This is a genomic window from Salmonella sp. HY31, assembly GCF_042604575.1.
GTDB lineage: Bacteria > Pseudomonadota > Gammaproteobacteria > Enterobacterales > Enterobacteriaceae > Salmonella > Salmonella diarizonae.
Genome location: NZ_CP170479.1, coordinates 3,280,096 through 3,296,894 on the forward strand (window position 1 = coordinate 3,280,096; position 16,799 = coordinate 3,296,894).

General features: G+C 54.6%; 16 protein-coding genes. 8 read left to right on the forward strand and 8 right to left on the reverse strand.

From position 1 onward, the window contains the following. Window positions 1-278: 278 nt before the first annotated feature. From ACE15A_RS15595 to ybgI, 6 genes are all read right to left on the reverse strand, one after another. The gene (locus tag ACE15A_RS15595) at window positions 279-845 is read right to left on the reverse strand and encodes a tyrosine-type DNA invertase (protein ID WP_000824704.1); all 567 of its coding nucleotides are present in this window, start codon (window positions 843-845) and stop codon (window positions 279-281) included. 69 nt (window positions 846-914) lie between these two features. Next, window positions 915-1,037: a hypothetical protein gene (locus ACE15A_RS15600; protein WP_044136514.1), complete on the reverse strand. Its 123-nt coding sequence runs from the start codon at window positions 1,035-1,037 to the stop codon at window positions 915-917. Window positions 1,038-1,345: 308 nt separating this feature from the next. Next, the gene (gene pxpA, locus ACE15A_RS15605; protein WP_053510868.1) at window positions 1,346-2,095 is read right to left on the reverse strand and encodes a 5-oxoprolinase subunit PxpA; all 750 of its coding nucleotides are present in this window, start codon (window positions 2,093-2,095) and stop codon (window positions 1,346-1,348) included. Next, on the reverse strand, window positions 2,085-3,017 hold the full coding sequence (gene pxpC / locus ACE15A_RS15610) for a 5-oxoprolinase subunit PxpC (protein ID WP_023248863.1): 933 nt from the start codon (window positions 3,015-3,017) through the stop codon (window positions 2,085-2,087). The genes pxpA and pxpC overlap by 11 nt, the downstream gene beginning before the upstream one ends. After that, window positions 3,011-3,667, reverse strand: a complete 657-nt coding sequence (gene pxpB / locus ACE15A_RS15615) for a 5-oxoprolinase subunit PxpB (RefSeq protein ID WP_001188371.1) — start codon at window positions 3,665-3,667, stop codon at window positions 3,011-3,013. The genes pxpC and pxpB overlap by 7 nt, the downstream gene beginning before the upstream one ends. Before the next feature lie 15 nt (window positions 3,668-3,682). Then, window positions 3,683-4,426: a radiation resistance protein YbgI gene (ybgI, locus tag ACE15A_RS15620; protein ID WP_023248864.1), complete on the reverse strand. Its 744-nt coding sequence runs from the start codon at window positions 4,424-4,426 to the stop codon at window positions 3,683-3,685. A gap of 328 nt (window positions 4,427-4,754) precedes the next feature. Here ybgI and ACE15A_RS15625 point away from each other — a divergent pair, with 328 nt between their 5' ends. After that, window positions 4,755-6,236, forward strand: coding sequence for an MFS transporter (locus tag ACE15A_RS15625; RefSeq protein WP_053510865.1), 1,482 nt, complete (start codon window positions 4,755-4,757; stop codon window positions 6,234-6,236). Window positions 6,237-6,274: 38 nt separating this feature from the next. On the opposite strand, the gene phrB is transcribed toward ACE15A_RS15625, so the two are convergent. Together phrB and ACE15A_RS15635 are read right to left on the reverse strand one after the other, a co-directional pair. Beyond that, window positions 6,275-7,696: a deoxyribodipyrimidine photo-lyase gene (gene phrB, locus ACE15A_RS15630; protein WP_053510864.1), complete on the reverse strand. Its 1,422-nt coding sequence runs from the start codon at window positions 7,694-7,696 to the stop codon at window positions 6,275-6,277. A 111-nt stretch (window positions 7,697-7,807) separates the two neighbouring features. Continuing rightward, complete coding sequence (locus ACE15A_RS15635; protein ID WP_000401438.1) at window positions 7,808-8,014, reverse strand: YbfA family protein; 207 nt, start codon at window positions 8,012-8,014, stop codon at window positions 7,808-7,810. Between the two features lie 335 nt (window positions 8,015-8,349). Between ACE15A_RS15635 and kdpF the strand changes: the two genes are divergently transcribed. The 7 genes from kdpF to speFL all read left to right on the forward strand — a co-directional run bounded on the left by kdpF (window position 8,350) and on the right by speFL (window position 16,511). Then, on the forward strand, window positions 8,350-8,439 hold the full coding sequence (gene kdpF, locus ACE15A_RS15640) for a K(+)-transporting ATPase subunit F (protein WP_001670793.1): 90 nt from the start codon (window positions 8,350-8,352) through the stop codon (window positions 8,437-8,439). Continuing rightward, window positions 8,439-10,118: a potassium-transporting ATPase subunit KdpA gene (kdpA, locus tag ACE15A_RS15645; RefSeq protein ID WP_053510860.1), complete on the forward strand. Its 1,680-nt coding sequence runs from the start codon at window positions 8,439-8,441 to the stop codon at window positions 10,116-10,118. The genes kdpF and kdpA overlap by 1 nt, the downstream gene beginning before the upstream one ends. A 20-nt stretch (window positions 10,119-10,138) precedes the next feature. Continuing rightward, window positions 10,139-12,187 carry a potassium-transporting ATPase subunit KdpB gene (kdpB, locus tag ACE15A_RS15650; protein WP_053510858.1) on the forward strand — a complete coding sequence of 683 codons (2,049 nt, stop codon included), beginning with the start codon at window positions 10,139-10,141 and terminating at the stop codon, window positions 12,185-12,187. 8 nt (window positions 12,188-12,195) lie between these two features. Continuing rightward, a complete protein-coding gene (kdpC, locus tag ACE15A_RS15655) occupies window positions 12,196-12,780 on the forward strand; it encodes a potassium-transporting ATPase subunit KdpC (protein WP_053510874.1) in 585 nt (194 codons plus the stop codon). Continuing rightward, window positions 12,777-15,455, forward strand: a complete 2,679-nt coding sequence (gene kdpD, locus ACE15A_RS15660; RefSeq protein WP_053510855.1) for a two-component system sensor histidine kinase KdpD — start codon at window positions 12,777-12,779, stop codon at window positions 15,453-15,455. Before kdpC ends, kdpD begins: the two co-directional genes overlap by 4 nt. Then, window positions 15,452-16,129 (forward strand): two-component system response regulator KdpE, encoded by a 678-nt coding sequence (kdpE, locus tag ACE15A_RS15665; protein WP_023180512.1) that lies wholly within the window; start codon window positions 15,452-15,454, stop codon window positions 16,127-16,129. The genes kdpD and kdpE overlap by 4 nt, the downstream gene beginning before the upstream one ends. A 277-nt stretch (window positions 16,130-16,406) precedes the next feature. Beyond that, complete coding sequence (gene speFL / locus ACE15A_RS15670) at window positions 16,407-16,511, forward strand: leader peptide SpeFL (RefSeq protein WP_015632840.1); 105 nt, start codon at window positions 16,407-16,409, stop codon at window positions 16,509-16,511. The last annotated feature ends 288 nt before the right edge of the window (window positions 16,512-16,799 follow it).

The following is a 16,799-nucleotide window of genomic DNA, read 5'->3' on the forward strand; positions in this document are numbered from 1 at the left end:
TGGGCCGGGAGCCATTCCATATCTGTATAAAAAATGACGTCTGGCCCCAGCCTGAACACAGCACTCTGACATCCTGCCCGGATTTGCTTTTCGGCTGCACAGGCCGTCAGCATCCCTGGCAATAAATTCCTCTGCCGCAGGGTAATTGCACCCTGAGCGGAGTACGAAAAGACCAGTGAAAAACATAGCAATCAGTTGATTTATATATTTATTCTGTAAGTCAGTTCGTCCCTGAACAGACCTCTCTTTGATTTAACAATATGAGTCAGAACGTACGGTCATACCCGGCGTTTTTTTCGCCATATTCCATGAAAGCGCCCGGCGTTACTTGCGGTGTATCTTACGGTGTGCTGGATATTCCTGTGTCCCAGATAGTCCTGTATGAGTCGTGTATCAATCCCTTTGTCAGCAAGGGCGTAGCCGCAGGCATGTCGCAGCATATGAGGATGTGGCGCTATCGTTAATTCGGCCAGCCGCCCTGCCTCACGGAGTATGTAAAAAAATTGTTGCCTGCTGAGCGGATGCCGCCGCAGCGACAGGAACAGCCAGTCTCCGTCAGCTCCTTTCTCAAGATACTTCCTGGCCCTGAGCCAGCTTTTCAGTACGTTATACTCATCAGGAAGGAGGGGGTGACACGTTGAAAAGCCATTTTTGAGGCGCCGGATATAAAGCTGTCTCCCTGCAAGATCAATATCCGATAAGCGCAGCCCCAGCAACTCACTGGCCCGGAAGCCATGAATAAACGCCATCAGGATTAAGCAGCGGTTTCTTTCCGGGAAGGGCATTCTGTCAGTCGCTGACAGCAGTTTTTCGATCTCTTCTTGAGTAAGATATTTTCTTTTCACAAAACAAATCCATCATAACAAAATGAGTAATATACTAAAAAATCACTGATCAGATGAGTTTAATTTTCGCTAAAAAAAGTTGTTACGCGTAAACAGCTTAAAATCCATATACCTGGCAATCTGGCACGCTATCCATGACGTGATAGTAAAACAGCGAATCAATCTGGCTTCAGTCTCCTGATAAGTCATCATGACGAGGAATATAAATGCTAAAAATGAGGCTATCGTGAGGTAAATCAATCAGAAAGTGTTTATAAAGAGTCAGGTAACTTACCCGCCCCGGACATTTAATTAGATGGCGATAGCTAACAATCTCATAAAGATTTTCAAAAATTCTGCTGCTGACAACAATAAACTCGTCATACTGACTATTACAGCATCACTGAGTTATTTTTAAAATAATATATTAAGAGGGGATTTATGTAATATTGAATAAATCCCCCTTCTTAACATTAAGTGAGCGGTATACGATAAACTTTAGCAGACGGAATATAATAGCTTCAATCGTCTGGCTCTCCGGCAATAACGTGTATATTACACGCATTAAACGCGACGCGTAGCCTGCGTGCGAACGCAAGCGCATACTCGCCGTCGCCATGAATGCACACCGTTTGCGCCGTGACAGTCGTCCACACGCCAGTAACGCTTTTCACTCTCCCGGTTTGCACCATATCCAGCGTTTGCGCCAGCGCCTGCCCTTCGTCGTGAATCAGCGCGCCAGGCTGCGTGCGCGGCACCAGGCTACCGTCGGCCTGATAGCCGCGCTCGGCAAACACCTCCTGCCGCGTCGTCAGACTATAGCGCTCACCGGCTCGGATCAACTCACTGCCCGCCAGTCCAACCAGAATCAATGACGGATCATAGTCGTGTACCGCTTTCGCAATCGCCTGTGCCAGACGGGGATCTTTCGCCGCCTGGTTATAGAGCATACCGTGCGGTTTGACATGGCGCATCACGCCGCCTTGCGCCTGAGCAATCGCCCCCAGCGCGCCGATTTGGTACAGCGTCTGGGCGTATACCATTTCCGGCGGCAAAACCATCGCCGTCCGCCCAAAATTATCCCGATCCGGAAAGCTGGGATGCGCGCCGATCGCCACGCCGTTTTTCAGCGCCTCGCGCACGCAGGTCAGCATGGTTTGCGCATCGCCGGCGTGAAAACCACAGGCGATATTGGCGGAGGAGACCAGCGTTAATAATTCGCCGTCGCTGGCGCAACCTTCGCCCACGTCCGCATTTAAATCAATTTTCATGCTGAAGTCGCCAGGTAAGCTGTTCCAGATAGCGCTGACGCTCGCGACGCGCGTTGAGCGCCTCTTCCAGCGAACATTGCACAAAATGGATCGGTTGCCCTAGCGGGATTTGCGCCAGATGGTACATATCCGCCTCGATGATGCAGGCAATACGCGGATAGCCGCCGGTAGTCTGGGCATCATTCATCAGCACAATAGGTTGACCGTTGTAAGGCACCTGCACGACACCGGGCAGCAAACCGTGCGACAGCAGTTCGCGATCCGTTGTCCGCGTTAACGATTGTCCCTGCAAACGATAGCCCATGCGATTACTTTGCGGACTGAGTTGCCACGGCGAACGCCAGAACGCTTCTTGCGATGCGCGATCGAACTCACGGTATTCCGGCCCCGGCAGCGCGCGAATGCGATTACCCCACAGTAACTGTTTCACGCCCTGCGGCCCGCTAAACTGCCGCGATGGTTTGCCCGTCGCCAGCCGATCGCCATCTTTTAGCAGCCGCCCTTCCAGCCCACCGAGACCGGACTTCAGATCGGTACTGCAAGAGCCCATCACCTCCGGCACAGCAATACCGCCCGCCACCGCCAGATAGCTACGCATCCCGTGAAGCGGTCGATGCAGAGTGAGACGCTGGCCCGCTTTTACCGGCAATCGCCAGCCTGTCCAGACCGGTTGATTATCCAACTGCGCCTCGCAGCCCGCGCCGGTAAGAGCGAACCAGGTCTCATTTTCAAACTCGACGACCAGTTGACCGAGAGTGATTTCCAGCGCCGGGGCATTCGCATCGTTCCCGACCAGGAGATTAGCGGTCTGAAAGGCGGGTTTATCCAGCGCGCCGCAGTGGCTCAGTCCCGACTGACGAAAACCGTGACGCCCGCTGTCCTGCACGGAGGTGTAAATCCCCGCGCGAATAATATTCAGCATATTCCCTCCTTTTGCGGCACAAAGCGTACGCTATCGCCAGGGCGTAGCAGAACCGGAGGCTCCCGCATCGGATCGAATAACTTCAACGGCGTGAGGCCGATCAGTTGCCAGCCGCCCGGCGTGGATAATGGATAAATACCCGTCTGTGCGCCGCCGATGCCGACAGAACCTGCCGGAACCTGCAGGCGCGGCTCCGCGCGTCTGGGCATATGGAGCGGTTCTGGTAAATTCCCAAGATAGGGAAAGCCAGGCTGAAAGCCTAAAAACCAGACGACATACTCAACGGACGCATGTAGCTCCACGACCTGCTTTTCACTCAAACCGCTGTGCCGCGCCACCGCCGCCAGATCCGGCCCGCCTGCGCCGCCATAGATCACCGGGATCTCAACCGAACGCGAGTCCGGCTCCAGCGCCTCGCTCTCTTCCCACCAGCGCTGCAGACGCTCAATCGCATCCAGCGCCAGAGTTTGCGGTTCCCGCAAGATCACGGTGATATTGTTCATCCCAGGAATCGCTTCCACCACGTTCGGCATATCGACCAGACGCTGCGTCAGACGCCAGATGCGTTTCTGGCTCGCCAGCGTAATTGGCGGTTCAAGTTCCAGGACGACCGCCGTTTCGCCTAACAGATAACAACGCGCTCGCTGCACTTTATTGCCTCTCAGTTATGCCGGGTTAGGGATATCAATAAACGTCACATCCAACTCCGTGTTTTCGTTCAGCCATTCGCTCAGGGCGCGAATACCGCCGCGTTCAGTGGCATGGTGCCCGGCGGCATAAAAATGCAGCCCCTGTTCGCGCGCGGAATGAATGGTCTGTTCAGACACCTCGCCGGTAATAAAGGCGTCAACGCCGAAGCGGGCGGCGCTATCAATAAAACTTTGTCCGCCGCCGGTACACCAGGCGACACGCTGGACATTCCCTGGCCCGGTATCGCCGCACCATAGCGGTTTACGCCCCAAACGCGCTTCAATCCATGAGGCCAGTTCCAGCCCCGGCACCGGCATTGAGAGCTCCCCCCACGGCACCAGCGGCTCAATCTCTCCTTTCACGGTAATACCCAATAGCGTCGCCAACTGCGCATTGTTGCCCAGTTCAGGGTGCGCATCCAGCGGCAGATGCCAACCGTAAAGGTTAATATCATTTGCCAGTAACGTTTTTAAGCGACGGCGTTTCATGCCGCGAATAACCGGAGACTCGCCTTTCCAGAAGTAACCATGATGAACAATGACCGCATCGGCCTGCAAACGCACCGCCTCATCGAGCAGCGCCTGACTTGCGGTCACGCCGGTAACGATTTTCTGTACCGTCTCTTTTCCTTCGACCTGTAAACCATTCGGCGCATAATCACTTATCGCCGCACTGTTCAGCTTGTCGTTAATCAGTTGTTCCAGCTCGGTGTTTTTCATCATCGCTTCCTTTAACCCACGTTCTGCTTTCCCATTACGGGTTCAGCCTCCGTTAACATAGCCTCCCGTTAGCAGTTCGTCGATAAACATTTGTTTGACACATCAAGAAACAATCACCCCCTGGTTTGGTGCAAATTACTTAGCAAAACACGATCGGTTTCATGTATATTTATGCAATCAGAACGCATATTGCAGAAGAAATCAGTTCTGTATCAAGTTGGTAACTTTAAGGAAACACGGCGATACGGCAGGCTTAATAAGTCCACAAAGAAAGGCATTATCTGAGAATGTCTATTTCTTGCCACAGCGCCTCTATCCCGGAAATACGATGAATAAACAAGCATCTCAACCCCGCGCCATTTACTACGTTGTCGCCCTGCAAATTTGGGAGTACTTCAGCTTTTATGGTATGCGCGCCCTGTTGATTCTTTATCTCACCAATCAGCTAAAATACGACGATAACCACGCCTATGAGTTATTCAGCGCTTATTGTTCGCTGGTCTACGTAACGCCGATTCTTGGCGGCTATCTGGCGGATAAGGTGCTTGGCAACCGAATGGCAGTCATGCTGGGCGCATTTTTAATGGCGGTCGGTCATTTAGTGCTGGGCGCCAGTGAGATCGCGCCGACATTTCTTTATCTGTCGCTGGCGATCATTGTCTGCGGCTACGGCCTGTTTAAATCGAATATTAGCTGCCTGCTGGGCGAACTGTACCAGCCGGAAGATCCGCGCCGCGACGGCGGGTTCTCGCTGCTTTACGCGGCGGGCAATATTGGTTCGATCGTGGCCCCTATCGCCTGCGGCTATGTGCAAGAGGAATACAGTTGGGCAATGGGCTTTGCGCTCGCCGCCATTGGTATGCTGGCGGGACTGGTGATCTTCTTGTGTGGGAATCGTCATTTCACCCACACCACCGGCGTTAATAAAGCCGTGTTGTGTGCCAGAAACTACCTGTTGCCGAACTGGGGCTGGCTGTTAATTCTGCTGGTAGCGGCGCCATTGCTGATTACCGTTCTATTCTGGAAAGAATGGTCAGTCTATGCCTTAATCGTGGCGACCGCGATCGGCCTGGGCGTGCTGACAAAAATTTATCGCCAGGCGCAAACGGCAAAACAGCGCAAAGAGCTGGGGCTGATTGTCACCCTGACCCTGTTCAGTATGCTGTTCTGGGCGTTTGCTCAGCAGGGCGGCAGTTCTATCAGCCTGTATATCGACCGCTTTGTGAACCGCGATATTCTGGGCTATTCCGTTCCCACCGCCATGTTCCAGTCGGTGAACGCCTTTGCCGTGATGCTGTGTGGGGTCGTATTGGCCTGGCTGGTTAAAGAGAGCGTAAGCGGTAATCGCACCGTGCGTATCTGGGGAAAATTCGCGCTGGGTCTCGGTCTGATGAGCGCCGGATTCTGCATTCTGACCCTGAGCGCGCGCTGGTCCGCCGCTTATGGGCACTCTTCAATGCCGCTAATGGTGCTGGGGCTGGCGGTGATGGGCTTTGCCGAGCTGTTTATCGACCCGGTCGCCATGTCGCAAATTACGCGCATTGACATCCCCGGCGTCACTGGCGTATTAACCGGAATTTATATGCTGCTGTCCGGCGCGATAGCTAACTATCTGGCAGGCGTCATCGCTGATCAGACCTCGCAAAGCGCCTTCGACGCCAGCGGCGCGGTTAATTACACCATCAACGCCTATATCGATGTTTTTGAACAGATCACCTGGGGCGCTTTAGCCTGCGTAGGCGTTGTCCTGCTGATTTGGCTGTATCAGTCCTTCAAATTCAAAAAACGCTCGCTGGTCGTCGAACCCTGACATCAAAATGCCCGGTAGTCTGCACTACCGGGCCTGCATTACGCCCCTTTTCTCGCTGCTTCATAGGCGGAAAGCGTCGCGATTCTCGCCTGTTTGTGATCCACAATGGGCCGAGGATAATCAAGTGCGACTCCCGATTTTTCTGCCCACCGCCACGGCTCGTGAATTGCTTTTCCGGGGATATCGCGTAACGCCGGTAGCCACCGACGGATAAATTCGCCGTCGCGATCGAACCTTTCCCCCTGGGTCGTGGGATTAAAAATACGAAAATAAGGCGCGGCATCAGTACCGGTTGAGGCGGCCCACTGCCAGCCGCCATTATTGGCGGCAAGATCGCCGTCAATGAGCTGCGACATGAAATAGCGCTCCCCCAACCGCCAGTCAATCAGCAGATCTTTCACCAGAAAGCTGGCGGTAATCATGCGTAAACGGTTATGCATCCAGCCCGTCGCGTTAAGCTGGCGCATCGCCGCATCGACAATGGGATAACCGGTTTCGCCTTTCTGCCATGCCTGAAAATAGTGTGAGTTCTCCTGCCACGTGACGCGTTTTGTCCAGCGGATAAACGGCTGGTGTTTGCATAATGCCGGATACCAGGTCATTAAATGACGGTAAAATTCCCGCCAGATGAGTTCATTCAACCAGATGCTTCCCGGTCCGCCATCCAGCGCCTGCGGCTGCTCCGCCAATAATCGGTGCAGGCACTGTCGCGGCGACAGGCCACCAGTCGCCAGGCTGGCGGAAAGCCGACTGGTGCCTTCAACCGCAGGGAAATCGCGCCGTGACTCATACCCGTCTGCGTCCTGCGCACAAAACTGACGTAACTGCGCGATGGCCGCGTTTTCTTCAACCGGGAAAAGCGCGGCGTCAAACGCCTGTTGCGGGTAGTTAAGCGAGACTGGCGTTAAGGGTGTAGAAAGTGCGCCACTTGCCCGGCTCTTCGGGGCCGGAACGCACGGCGGGATATCCTCTTTTAGCCGTTTCAACCAGGCGTTTTTAAACGGCGTAAAAACTTTATACATTTCATGATTGCCGGTCATCACCGCGCCAGGCGCCAGAATCACACTATCGTCAAAGCCTTCGCAGATGACAGATTGCAGCGTTTTTTCCACCGCCGCATCACGCTGACGCTCGTTAATCTCATACTGATAGTTATAAAACAGATGGCTGACGTCATGCTGTCGGCAAACGTTTTCGACCGTCTCAATACTGGCGTTAAAATCCGCCACTTCATGAAACAGCAGCGGAATCCCTTTCTCTGCAAGGGCCGTCTGTAGCGCACTGAGCTGCGCGCTGATGAATGCCGCCTGCCGCGGCGCCATATCATGGGCCTGCCACTGCGCGGGGGTGGAAATATAAAGCGCCAGCACCCGCGCGGATGCATCGCGGCAGGCGGCGGCCAGCGCAAGGTTATCCTGTAAACGCAGATCGCGCCTGAACCAGACTAAATGGGTGGGCATACAACTCCTGAAAGATGAAACGTCACGGCAGAATAGCGTTAAACAGTGTAGACCCTGGCGCATAAAAAAACCGCCAGCGTAGCGGCTGACGGTTTTTCAGGCTGGTCGCGATTAATAAAAGTCGCAGGTGGCTTTTTCAGCCTGCGCCATCCACACCGGTTTATCACTGGTTTTCGACCAGACACGGTGCAGATAACTATAAAAACGCGCGCGGTCTTTCCAGAAGAGCATCACCGGCAGCGCCAGCACGCCTGCGGTCACCGCGAAAGCACGACGGACAAAAATGACATGCGCCGGATAGTCTTTATAGTGTTCCATACGTTTCCCCCTTTATACCGACGCTACCCGCCTCGGTATAGATTGAATCGGTGAATAGCACCGAAAAATTGAACCTCGTTACCTGATTAAAATAGTACCGCTTTCGGTGTAATTTTACTACTCATCCGACCACTTATTTTCTCGCTTTTCCAGCAGATTTACATTTAAAGCGTAAATTAGTTACAAAAAAGTTAAATTAATACTAATCATTAGTTAAATAATGGTCTTTGCCATTTTTATATTTTTTTTACACTCCGCCCGCCAATTTTTGCGAAATCTTTGCAGCCAAAAAATTACCTTTCTCAGGAGTAAAACAATGCCACTGGAGGTGCTCTGTGAGTGCAGGCGTGATAACCGGCATCGTGCTGGTTTTCTTACTTTTGGGTTATCTGGTCTATGCCCTGATTAATGCGGAGGCGTTCTGATGGCCGCGCAAGGATTTTTACTGATCGCCAGTTTTTTACTGATTTTATTTGTACTGGCGAAACCGTTGGGTTCGGGCCTGGCAAGGCTCATCGCCGCCGTTCCGTTGCCGGGCGTGGCTGGCGTTGAGCGTGTCCTCTGGCGGACTCTTGGCATTACCGACCACGAAATGAACTGGCGTCAGTATTTACTGGCGTTACTGACGCTCAATCTGCTGGGACTGGGCATCCTGTTTTGCCTGCTATTCTGGCAGGAGTGGCTACCCTTAAATCCGCAGCGGCTACCGGGGCTGCCCTGGGATCTGGCGCTGAATACCGCCGTCAGCTTTGTCACCAATACCAACTGGCAAGCCTACAGCGGCGAAAGCACGCTGAGCTACTTTAGCCAGATGGCGGGGCTAACGGTGCAAAACTTCCTGTCGGCGGCGACCGGGATTGCGGTGGTTTTTGCGCTTATCCGCGCCTTTACGCGCCAGAATATGCACACGCTGGGTAATGCCTGGCAAGATCTGGTACGTATTACGCTATGGATATTATTTCCTGTCGCGTTAATTATCGCGCTGTTTTTTATTCAACAAGGCGTACTGCAAAACCTGTCGGCTTATCAGCCCATTACCACCCTTGAAGGCGCTAAACAGCTCTTGCCGATGGGGCCGGTTGCTTCGCAGGAGGCGATCAAAATGCTTGGCACCAACGGCGGCGGTTTCTTTAACGCCAACTCTTCGCATCCGTTCGAAAACCCCACCGCGCTTACTAATCTGGCGCAGATGCTGGCGATATTTTTGATTCCAGCCGCGCTCTGTTTCGCCTTTGGCGAAGCGGCGGGCGATCGCCGTCAGGGACGCGCACTACTGTGGGCAATGTCATTCATTTTTGTTGTCTGCGTAGCGGTAGTGATGTGGGCGGAAGTTCAGGGAAATCCACATCTGTTGGCGGCAGGCGCGGACAGTAGCGTCAACATGGAAGGTAAAGAAACCCGCTTTGGCGTGCTGGCCAGCAGCATGTTTGCCGTCGTCACTACCGCGGCATCCTGCGGGGCGGTAAATGCCATGCACGACTCGTTTACCGCACTGGGCGGTATGGTGCCGATGTGGCTGATGCAAATTGGCGAAGTGGTCTTCGGCGGCGTCGGTTCAGGTCTGTACGGCATGTTGCTGTTTGTCCTGCTGGCGGTGTTCATCGCTGGGCTGATGATCGGCCGCACGCCGGAGTATCTGGGGAAAAAAATCGACGTGCGCGAAATGAAGATGACCGCGCTGGCGATTCTGGTCACGCCGATGCTGGTCTTGTTGGGTTCGGCGCTGGCAATGATGACGGATGCCGGGCGCAGCGCAATGCTAAACCCTGGCCCGCACGGTTTTAGCGAAGTGCTGTATGCCGTCTCCTCTGCGGCCAATAACAACGGTAGTGCCTTTGCGGGTCTGAGCACTAACTCCCCTTTCTGGAACTGTCTGTTGGCGTTCTGCATGTTCGTCGGACGTTTCGGCGTGATTATTCCTGTCATGGCCATCGCCGGATCGCTGGTCAGTAAAAAAGCCCAGCCGGCTAGTCCGGGAACGCTGGCGACCCACGGCGCGCTATTTATTGGACTGCTCATCGGCACGGTACTGCTGGTCGGCGCGCTGACGTTTATTCCTGCCCTGGCGCTTGGTCCGGTAGCGGAACATTTCTCTTTACCTTGAGCGATGCGGAGTACATTGATATGAGTCGCAAGCAACTGGCGCTGTTTGAACCTGTTTTATTCGTACAGGCACTAACGGATGCCGTAAAAAAATTAAGCCCACGCGCCCAGTGGCGTAACCCGGTGATGTTTGTGGTCTGGGCAGGCAGCGTACTAACCACCCTGTTAACGCTCGCTATGGTAACAGGACAAACAGCGGGAAGCGCCTTGTTCACAGGGGTGATCAGCCTGTGGCTATGGTTCACCGTACTGTTCGCCAATTTTGCCGAAGCGCTGGCGGAAGGCCGCAGCAAAGCCCAGGCAAACAGTCTGAAAGGGGTGAAAAAGACCGCATTCGCTCGCCGCCTGCGCGCCCCGCGCCATGATGCGCAGGCGGATAACGTTCCCGCCGCTGAACTGCGTAAAGGCGACATTGTACTGGTCAAAGCGGGCGATATTATTCCCTGTGACGGCGAGGTAATCGAAGGCGGCGCCTCGGTGGATGAAAGTGCGATTACCGGCGAATCTGCGCCCGTGATCCGCGAGTCCGGCGGCGATTTCGCCTCTGTCACCGGCGGCACGCGAATTCTTTCCGACTGGCTGGTGATTGCCTGTAGCGTCAATCCTGGTGAAACCTTTCTTGACCGGATGATCGCGATGGTGGAAGGCGCGCAGCGGCGGAAAACGCCTAACGAAATTGCCCTGACGATTTTACTCATCGCCCTGACCATTGTCTTTTTACTGGCGACCGCCACCCTGTGGCCCTTCTCTGCCTGGGGCGAAAACGCGGTCAGCGTCACCGTGTTGGTGGCGTTGCTGGTGTGTCTGATCCCCACCACCATCGGCGGGCTACTCTCCGCCATTGGCGTTGCCGGAATGAGCAGAATGTTGGGCGCGAACGTAATTGCCACCAGCGGCCGCGCCGTAGAAGCCGCGGGCGATGTCGACGTGCTGCTGCTGGATAAAACCGGCACTATCACGCTCGGCAACCGCCAGGCGTCCGATTTTATTCCCGCCCGGGGGGTGGACGAACGCACGCTGGCTGACGCCGCGCAACTCGCTTCGCTGGCCGACGAAACGCCGGAAGGCCGCAGCATTGTGATCCTCGCCAAACAGCGCTTTAACCTGCGTGAACGCGATGTGCAGTCGCTTCATGCCACCTTTGTTCCGTTTACCGCGCAAAGCCGCATGAGTGGAATTAATATCGATAACCGAATGATCCGTAAAGGCTCGGTGGACGCGATTCGTCGTCATGTCGAGAGCAATGGCGGCCATTTTCCCGCCGATGTCGAGCAAAACGTCGAGAACGTGGCACGTCTTGGCGCGACGCCGCTGGTGGTAGTGGAAGGCTCGCGCGTACTGGGTGTTATCGCCCTCAAGGATATCGTTAAAGGCGGCATTAAAGAACGCTTCGCCCAGCTACGAAAGATGGGCATTAAAACGGTGATGATCACTGGCGATAACCGCCTGACGGCGGCAGCGATTGCCGCCGAAGCCGGTGTGGACGATTTTCTTGCCGAAGCCACGCCGGAAGCCAAGCTGGCGCTGATCCGTCAATATCAGGCGGAAGGACGGCTGGTCGCCATGACCGGCGACGGCACTAACGATGCCCCGGCGCTGGCGCAGGCCGACGTCGCGGTGGCGATGAACTCCGGTACCCAGGCAGCAAAAGAAGCCGGTAATATGGTGGATCTGGACTCTAACCCGACCAAGTTGATTGAAGTGGTGCATATTGGTAAGCAGATGCTGATGACGCGCGGCTCGCTCACCACTTTTAGTATCGCGAATGATGTAGCGAAATATTTCGCCATTATTCCCGCCGCGTTTGCCGCTACCTACCCGCAGCTAAACGCGCTCAACGTGATGGGTCTGCATTCGCCGAACTCCGCCATTCTGAGCGCGGTGATCTTTAACGCCCTGATTATTATTTTTCTGATCCCACTGGCATTAAAAGGCGTGAGTTATAAACCGCTCTCAGCGTCGGCCATGCTGCGCCGTAATTTATGGATCTATGGTCTGGGTGGTCTGGTGGTGCCGTTTATTGGCATCAAAGTAATTGATGTGCTGCTGACCCTGCTGGGTCTGGCGTGAGGTGTATGATGATCGGTTTACGTCCTGCTTTTTCGACAATGTTATTTCTGCTGTTATTGACCGGCGGCGTGTATCCGCTTCTGACCACGGCGCTGGGGCAGTGGTGGTTTCCCTGGCAGGCTAATGGATCGCTGATTCATAAAGGCAATGTGATACGCGGCTCAGCGCTTATCGGACAATCGTTTACCGCCGCGGGCTATTTTCATGGCCGGCCCTCCGCCACCGCCGATATGCCTTATAATCCACTGGCGTCGGGCGGGAGCAACCTGGCCGCCAACAATCCCGAACTGGATGCGCAAATACAGGCCCGCGTCGCCGCGCTACGCGCCGCTAACCCCCAGGCGGGCTCCGCGGTTCCGGTTGAGCTGGCGACGGCGTCGGCAAGCGGGCTGGATAATAACCTGACGCCCGACGCCGCGGCATGGCAAATCCCCCGCGTGGCGGCGGCTCGCCAGCTTCCCGTTGAACAGGTGGCGCAACTGGTTGCAGAATATACGCACAGGCCGCTGACGCGCTTTCTTGGGCAACCGGTGGTAAATATTGTTGAGCTTAATCTGGCGCTGGATGCGCTACAGGGACACAAAGCGAAATGAACGACGAACCCTTGCGTCCTGACCCGGATCGCTTGTTGGAACAAACGCCCCCGCCCCACCGGGGGAAGTTGAAAATTTTCTTCGGCGCCTGCGCAGGCGTCGGAAAGACCTGGGCGATGCTGGCACAAGCGCAGCGGCTGCGAGCGCAGGGGCTGGATGTGGTGATCGGCGTGGTAGAGACACACGGCCGTAAAGAGACCGCCGCACTGCTTGACGGGCTGACCGTCCTGCCGCCAAAACGTCACACGCACCGGGGGCGGCAAATTCGCGAATTTGACCTGGATGCCGCCCTCGCCCGGCGTCCAGCGCTGATTTTAATGGATGAGCTGGCGCACAGTAACGCGCCTGGCTCACGCCATCCTAAGCGCTGGCAGGATATTGAAGAGTTGCTGGAAGCGGGAATCGACGTTTTTACCACCGTGAACGTACAACACCTGGAAAGTCTGAACGATGTGGTAAGCGGCGTCACGGGGATTCAGGTGCGCGAAACCGTCCCCGATCCCTTTTTCGATGCCGCCGATGAAATCGTACTGGTCGATCTGCCGCCCGACGATCTGCGCCAACGGCTCAACGAAGGTAAAGTGTATATCGCCGGTCAGGCGGAACGCGCTATTGAACATTTTTTCCGCAAGGGAAATCTGATCGCCCTACGCGAGCTGGCGCTGCGCCGGACAGCCGATCGCGTGGACGATCAGATGCGCGCCTGGCGCGCGCATCCGGGCGAAGAAAAAGTATGGCATACCCGCGATGCGATTTTACTGTGTATCGGGCATAACACCGGCAGCGAAAAACTGGTGCGTACCGCGGCGCGTCTGGCCTCCCGGCTCGGCAGCGTCTGGCACGCCGTCTATGTCGAAACGCCGACGTTACACCGCTTACCGGAAAAGCAACGGCGGGCTATTTTAAGCGCGCTGCGCCTGGCGCAGGAACTTGGCGCGGAAACCGCCACCCTGTCCGATCCCGCCGAAGAGAAAGCGGTCGTGCGCTATGCCCGCGAGCATAATCTGGGGAAAATCGTAATGGGCCGTCCGGCGTCGCGACGCTGGTGGCGACGCGACGCTTTCGCCGACCGTCTTGCCAGGCGCGCGCCGGATCTCGATCAGGTGATCGTCGCGCTGGAAGACCCCCCTGCCCGCGCGTTGACGCAAGCACCTGATAACCGAACTTTCAAAGAGAAATGGCGTGGACAGATTCAGGGCTGTCTGGTCGCCGTGGCGCTTTGCGCCATCACCACGCTTATCGCTATGCAGTGGCTTGTCACTTTCGACGCCGCCAATCTGGTGATGCTCTATTTGCTGGGCGTAGTGGTGATTGCGCTGCTTTACGGACGCTGGCCGTCGGTGGTGGCGACGGTGATTAACGTGGCGAGTTTCGATCTCTTTTTTATCGCGCCACGCGGTACGCTCGCCGTTTCGGACGTGCAGTATTTACTGACCTTTGCCGTGATGCTGACGGTAGGTCTGGTAATTGGCAATCTTACTGCTGGGGTGCGCTATCAGGCGCGCGTCGCCCGTTATCGGGAACAGCGTACCCGCCATTTATATGAAATGTCTAAAGCGCTGGCCGTCGGGCGTAGCGAACATGATATCGCCGCTACCAGCGAGCGGTTTATCGCCTCGACGTTTCAGGCGCGCAGCCAAATTTTATTACCTGATGCTAACGGTAAGTTGCTGCCTCTCACCCACCAGCAAGGCATAACGCCGTGGGACGACGCGATTGCACGCTGGAGTTTTGATAAAGGCCAGCCTGCCGGCGCAGGCACCGATACCCTCCCTGGCGTGCCTTATCAAATCCTGCCGCTGAAAAGCGCCGATAAAACGCACGGTCTGGCTATCGTCGAACCGGGTAATTTGCGTCAGTTAATGGTGCCGGAGCAGCAACGCCTGCTGGAAACATTCACTCTGCTTGTCGCCAACGCGCTGGAACGACTGGCGCTGACCGCCAGCGAAGAACAGGCGCGTCTCGCCAGCGAGCGCGAAAGTATTCGCAATGCGCTGCTGGCGGCGCTGTCGCATGATTTACGCACGCCGCTGACGGTATTGTTCGGCCAGGCGGAAATTCTGACGCTGGATTTAGCCAGCGCAGGATCGCCCCACGCGCGTCAGGCCAGTGAAATCCGCCAGCATATTCTCAATACTACCCGGCTGGTGAATAATTTGCTGGATATGGCGCGTATTCAGTCCGGCGGGTTTAATCTTAAGAAAGAGTGGCTCACGCTGGAAGAGGTCGTCGGGAGCGCGTTACAGATGTTAGAACCGGGTTTATTGCATCCGATTACCCTGTCGCTGCCGCAACAGTTAACGCTTATCCATGTCGATGGCCCCTTATTTGAGCGTGTCCTGATCAACTTGTTGGAAAACGCGGTTAAGTACGCCGGACCGCAGGCCAGTATCGGCATTGATGCTGCGGTTAAGGACAATCGTTTACAACTGGATGTCTGGGATAACGGTCCGGGTATTCCTGCGGGGCAGGAACAGATGATTTTCGATAAGTTCGCCCGCGGCAACAAAGAGTCCGCCGTTCCCGGCGTGGGGCTGGCGATTTGCCATGCTATCGTAGAGGTACACGGCGGCACGCTTACCGCCTATAATCGACCGCAGGGCGGCGCCTGTTTCCGTGTTACGCTGCCGCAAGGAAAGCCACCTGAACTTGATGATTTTCATGAGGATATGTGACAAACGTTCTGATTGTTGAAGATGAACAGGCCATCCGCCGCTTTCTGCGCGCCGCGCTGGAAGGCGACGGCCTGCGCGTGTATGAAGCTGAAACATTACAACGTGGTTTACTGGAAGCCGCCACGCGAAAGCCCGACCTGATTATTCTCGATCTCGGCCTGCCGGACGGCGACGGAATCGATTTCATTCGCGACCTGCGTCAGTGGAGCGCAATACCGGTGATTGTCCTTTCCGCCCGCAGCGAAGAAAGCGATAAGATTGCCGCGCTTGACGCCGGAGCTGACGATTACCTGAGCAAGCCATTCGGCATTGGCGAGTTGCAGGCGCGTTTGCGTGTCGCGCTGCGACGGCACGCCGCCAGCCCTTGCGCCGATCCGATCGTCCGCTTTTCCAGCGTGACGGTCGATCTCGCCGCACGGTTGATCCACCGTGGCGACGAAGAAATCCATCTGACGCCGATTGAGTTCCGCCTGCTGGCGGTATTACTCAATAATGCCGGCAAAGTATTAACCCAACGGCAGTTATTAAACCAGGTCTGGGGCCCTAACGCCGTGGAGCATAGCCACTATTTGCGCATCTATATGGGACATTTACGCCAGAAACTGGAACAAGATCCCACCCGTCCACGCCATTTTATTACCGAAACAGGAATTGGCTATCGCTTTATGCCATGAATAGCTATTCATTATTTTTAAATAAATTATAACTTTTATGTCATTTATTTTCGGTACCGCGAATAATTATTTTCGCGGCGATATTATATTTTATGGAGAATATAAAAAACATTTAATTAACATTGAATAAACAACTTATTATCTCACAGCACGATATGCATAATCGCCGACTAATTATTTTTCAAATGATCGTTTTTTGTTGATCTGGTTCACAGATCGCTGGCGCTTCCTGGATAAAATATCCATGCTTTCAATAAATCAATGAAAGGATCTCAAAATGGAAAATAATAATCGTTTTATGCCCCATATAAGGCGGACAACGCATATTATGATGTTTGCCCACCGTAATAGTTTCGACTTTCATTTTTTTAATGCCCGGTAGTTTTTCTGCTACGGGTACTTCAGCATACAGGTCTTTCCGACCCTTATGTCATTCAGGTCTATTGCCTAAATAACTCGAATTGTTAAAAGCAGCAGTACGGTAATTCCTTTACGCCAATCCCGGTAACCACCTGGTCTGACAGAAGAAATTCCGACTCAGCGCAGTTTTAGTTATCACGGTTTCCGCCTGTATATCGTAGTACTCAACCTCTTAAATCCTGTATTTCCTGCGACCGGACGGGTTAGGGTTTATTACATCTAAAATAAAGCTAATTTACTGATTTTTTAT